Annotated in this window: 5 protein-coding genes; 1 reads left to right on the forward strand and 4 read right to left on the reverse strand. The window is 69.8% G+C overall.

All coding sequences use genetic code 11. The features are described 5' to 3' along the window. On the forward strand, positions 1-1,598 hold a 1,598-nt coding region (locus ACFE86_RS21570; protein ID WP_375457363.1), incomplete at its 5' end, for a GTP-binding protein. A gap of 187 nt (positions 1,599-1,785) precedes the next feature. On the opposite strand, the gene ACFE86_RS21575 is transcribed toward ACFE86_RS21570, so the two are convergent. The 4 genes from ACFE86_RS21575 to carA all read right to left on the reverse strand — a co-directional run. Beyond that, on the reverse strand, positions 1,786-1,947 hold the full coding sequence (locus ACFE86_RS21575) for a hypothetical protein (RefSeq protein WP_375457364.1): 162 nt from the start codon (positions 1,945-1,947) through the stop codon (positions 1,786-1,788). Beyond that, positions 1,944-2,261 (reverse strand): hypothetical protein, encoded by a 318-nt coding sequence (locus ACFE86_RS21580; protein WP_375457365.1) that lies wholly within the window; start codon positions 2,259-2,261, stop codon positions 1,944-1,946. Before ACFE86_RS21580 ends, ACFE86_RS21575 begins: the two co-directional genes overlap by 4 nt. After that, entirely contained in the window at positions 2,261-2,587 is a 327-nt protein-coding gene (locus ACFE86_RS21585; protein ID WP_375457366.1) for a hypothetical protein, read from the reverse strand. The genes ACFE86_RS21580 and ACFE86_RS21585 overlap by 1 nt, the downstream gene beginning before the upstream one ends. A gap of 65 nt (positions 2,588-2,652) precedes the next feature. Further along, positions 2,653-3,717: glutamine-hydrolyzing carbamoyl-phosphate synthase small subunit (carA, locus tag ACFE86_RS21590; RefSeq protein WP_375457367.1), on the reverse strand; the 1,065-nt coding region annotated here is incomplete at its 5' end.

Below are 3,717 nucleotides of genomic sequence, written 5' to 3' on the forward strand. Positions count from 1 at the left end.
TCGGCGGCGAGGTCGAGCGCATCCTGTCGATGGTCGACGGCGTGATCGTGCTGGTGGACGCCGCCGAAGGCCCGATGCCGCAGACCAAGTTCGTGGTGTCGAAGGCGCTCAAGATCGGCCTCAAGCCGATCGTGGCCGTCAACAAGGTCGACCGCCCGGACGCGCGCATCACGGAAGTCGTCAACGAGGTGTTCGACCTGTTCGCGGCGCTCGACGCCACCGACGAGCAGCTTGACTTCCCGATCCTCTACGGCTCGGGCCGCAACGGCTGGATGGCCACCGCGCCGGACGGCTCGCAAGGCGACGGGCTGGCGCCGCTGTTCGATCTTGTGCTCGCGCACGTGCCGCAGGCGCGCATCGACGACGGCCCGTTCCGGATGCTCGGCACGCTGCTGGAGGCCAACCCGTTCCTCGGCCGCATCATCACCGGCCGCATCGCGTCCGGCACCGTCAAGCCGAACCAGGCGATCAAGGTGCTGGACCGCGAGGGCAAGCTCGTCGAGACCGGCCGCGTCTCGAAGATCCTCGCCTTCCGCGGCCTGGAGCGCGCCCCGATCGACATCGGCGAGGCGGGCGACATCGTCTCGATCGCCGGCCTCGTGAAGGGTACCGTCGCCGACACGTTCTGCGATCCCCAGGTCGAGACCCCGATCCAGGCGCAGCCGATCGACCCGCCGACCGTCACCATGTCGTTCATCGTCAACGATTCGCCGCTGGCCGGCACCGAGGGCGACAAGGTCACGAGCCGGATGATCCGCGACCGCCTGTTCAAGGAGGGCGAGGGCAACGTCACGCTCAAGATCGAGGAGGCGGCCGACAAGGATAGCTTCTTCGTCTCGGGCCGCGGCGAGTTGCAGCTCGCGATCCTGATCGAGACCATGCGCCGCGAGGGCTTCGAGATCGCGGTTTCTCGCCCGCGCGTCGTGCTCTCGAAGGACGCGGACGGCGGCATCCTGGAGCCGGTCGAGGAGGTCGTGGTCGATGTCGACGAGGAGTATTCCGGCGTCGTCGTGCAGAAGATGTCCGAGCGCAAGGCCGAGATGATCGAGATGCGCCCGAGCGGCGGCGACCGCCTGCGGCTGGTGTTCCACGCGCCGACCCGCGGCCTGATCGGCTACCAGGGCGAGCTGATGACCGACACCCGCGGCACCGCGATCATGAACCGCCTGTTCAAGGCCTACGAGCCGTTCAAGGGCGAGATCGCCGGGCGCCGCAACGGCGTGCTGATCTCCAACGACAAGGGCGAGGCGGTGGCCTACGCGATGTGGAACCTGGAGGACCGCGGCCCGATGATGATCGAGCCCGGCGCCAAGGTCTATCAGGGCATGATCATCGGCGAGCACAACCGCGAGAACGACCTCGAGGTGAACGTGCTCAAGGGCAAGAAGCTGACCAACATCCGCACCACCTCGAAGGACGAGGCCGTGCGCCTGACGCCGCCGATCCGGATGACGCTGGAGAAGTCGCTCGCCTGGATTCAGGACGACGAGCTGATGGAGGTCACGCCGAAGTCGATTCGGCTCCGCAAGACCCACCTCGACCCGAACGACCGCAAGCGTTTCGAGCGGTCGAAGGAAGCGGTCACCGGCGCAGTGTGAGCGGCGCGAATGGCTGACAAGACGAAGGGCCGGGTGCTCGCCGCCGGGTCTCTCTCATCGTTTGTCTCCCGCTGACGCCAATCCCTCTTCCCTCCCCGCAAAGGGGGAGGGTGCGGTTGCCTCTGCGTGATGTATGAACCCGGTTGCTTGCGAAGGGGGAACGGACTGCCGTCCGCACCCCGCGACGTTACCCGCCACCCGGATCGGTATCCTCCTCCTTCGCGGTGCCACCCTTGGGGCCCATGCCGGGATGGCCCTCGGTCTTCTCGTTCGGGTCCATCACCGCGTCCGGCGCGGCGTTGGCAGGCTTCTCCTTCGGAGCCTCGGTGTCGCGCTCGGTGCCGCTCATTCCCCCGCCTCCCGCTCGGCTTTGCTGTGCCCGGAGACGACCTTGTCGTCGGCTCGCGGTCCTCGGGAGGCCTGCTGGTCGGAATGGCCCGCCGAGGAACCGCCCGGCGTCGGGGGTGATCGCCCTGGCTCCCCGCCCTGGCCCCACGTGCCCTTGCGCTCGGCATCCGACGCACCGCCGGCGCCCATGTCGGTGATGGCGGCCTGCTCGGCCGTGTGACCCCCGCCGCCGGCGGCCGGCTTGCCGCTGGAGCCGACCGCGTCGTCGGGTTTGCGGGTGACGGTCTGCGAGGCTTCGTTCGCGTCGCGGGCCATCAGCGTTTCCCGTCGTCCTGGCCAACCGACGCGGTCGCGCGGTCGATCGCTTCGGAGGCCGCGGCGTCCGGTCCCTCGCCGCGGATCGCGCGCAGGTTCTCCGGCGGCGTCTCGGCCTCGGTCGCGTCGGTGGCGTCCTCGCTCTTCAGGCCGGACGCGATGCGCGCCGTCTGCGCCTCGCCCGCCGGGTCGCCCTTGAGGTCGGCCTGGGTGCGCGCGGCGATCCCGACGTCGAGGGGCGAGTCCTGGCCGAGGTCCTGGCCGTTGCGGTCGGCGGTGGCGGAAAAATCTTTTAGCGAGGGCCGGTTTCGGGTCTGTTCGGTCATGGCATGCCTTTCCGGTTGTCCATCGGACGATGACGGACAACCGCTCCGGGCAGGCCGGAGTTGCGTCAGGCCGCCCCGATCTCCGGCTCGGGCCTGCCCGCCCGCATCAGGGTCACGAACCGATCGAACAGGTAGTGGCTGTCGCGCGGGCCGGGCGAGGCTTCCGGGTGATGCTGCACCGAGAAGGCCGGGCGGTCGGTGAGCGTCAGGCCGCAGTTCGAGCCGTCGAACAGCGAGACGTGGGTCTCGACCGCGGTATCCGGCAGGCTCGCGGGATCGACCGCGAAGCCGTGGTTCATCGAGACGATCTCGACCTTGCCGGTGGTCTTGTCCTTGACCGGATGGTTCGCGCCGTGATGGCCCTGGCCCATCTTCACCGTGCGCCCGCCGAGCGCGAGGCCCATGAGCTGGTGGCCGAGGCAGATGCCGAAGGTCGGCACCCGCTCCGCCAGAAGCTCGCGGATCACCGGCACGGCGTAGGCGCCGGTCGCGGCCGGGTCGCCGGGGCCGTTGGAGAGGAACACGCCGTCCGGCTTCAACGCGAGGATGTCGGCGGCGCTCGTGGTGGCCGGCACCACGGTGACCTCGCAGCCGGCCTGGGCCAGCAGGCGCAGGATGTTGCGCTTCACGCCGTAATCGATCGCCACGACGCGCAGGCCCGCCCCCGGTGCGCGCCGGCCGTAGCCGGCCGCCACCGTCCAGACCGATTCCGACCAGTCCGACCGCGCCCTGCTGGTCACCGGCGGCACGAGGTCGAGCCCTTCCATCGGCGCGAGTGCTGCGGCCCGCGCCTTCAGCGCCTCGCGGTCGAATTGGCCATCCGGGTCGTTGGCGATCACGGCGTTGGGCATGCCGTGGTCGCGGATGCGGGCGGTGAGCGCGCGGGTGTCGATGCCGGTGATGCCGAGGATGCCGCGGGCCTTCAGCCACGCGTCGAGGTGGGAGGACGAGCGCCAGCTCGACGGCCGGGTGACGGCCGCCGCGATCACCGTGCCGCGCACGCCCGAGGCCGGGGCCGCGTCGAGGCTCTCGAGGTCCTCGTCGTTGGTGCCGGTGTTGCCGATATGCGGGAAGGTGAAGGTCACGATCTGCCCGGCATAGGAGGGGTCGGTCAGGATCTCCTGGTAGCC

It is taken from the genome of uncultured Methylobacterium sp., assembly GCF_964244095.1.
Lineage (GTDB): Bacteria > Pseudomonadota > Alphaproteobacteria > Rhizobiales > Beijerinckiaceae > Methylobacterium.

Coding starts and splice junctions, on each gene's coding strand:
- ACFE86_RS21575 (WP_375457364.1), bottom strand. CDS start 1,947: ATGAGCGGCACCGAGCGCGACACCGAGGCTCCGAAGGAGAAGCCTGCC.
- ACFE86_RS21580 (WP_375457365.1), bottom strand. CDS start 2,261: ATGGCCCGCGACGCGAACGAAGCCTCGCAGACCGTCACCCGCAAACCC.
- ACFE86_RS21585 (WP_375457366.1), bottom strand. CDS start 2,587: ATGACCGAACAGACCCGAAACCGGCCCTCGCTAAAAGATTTTTCCGCC.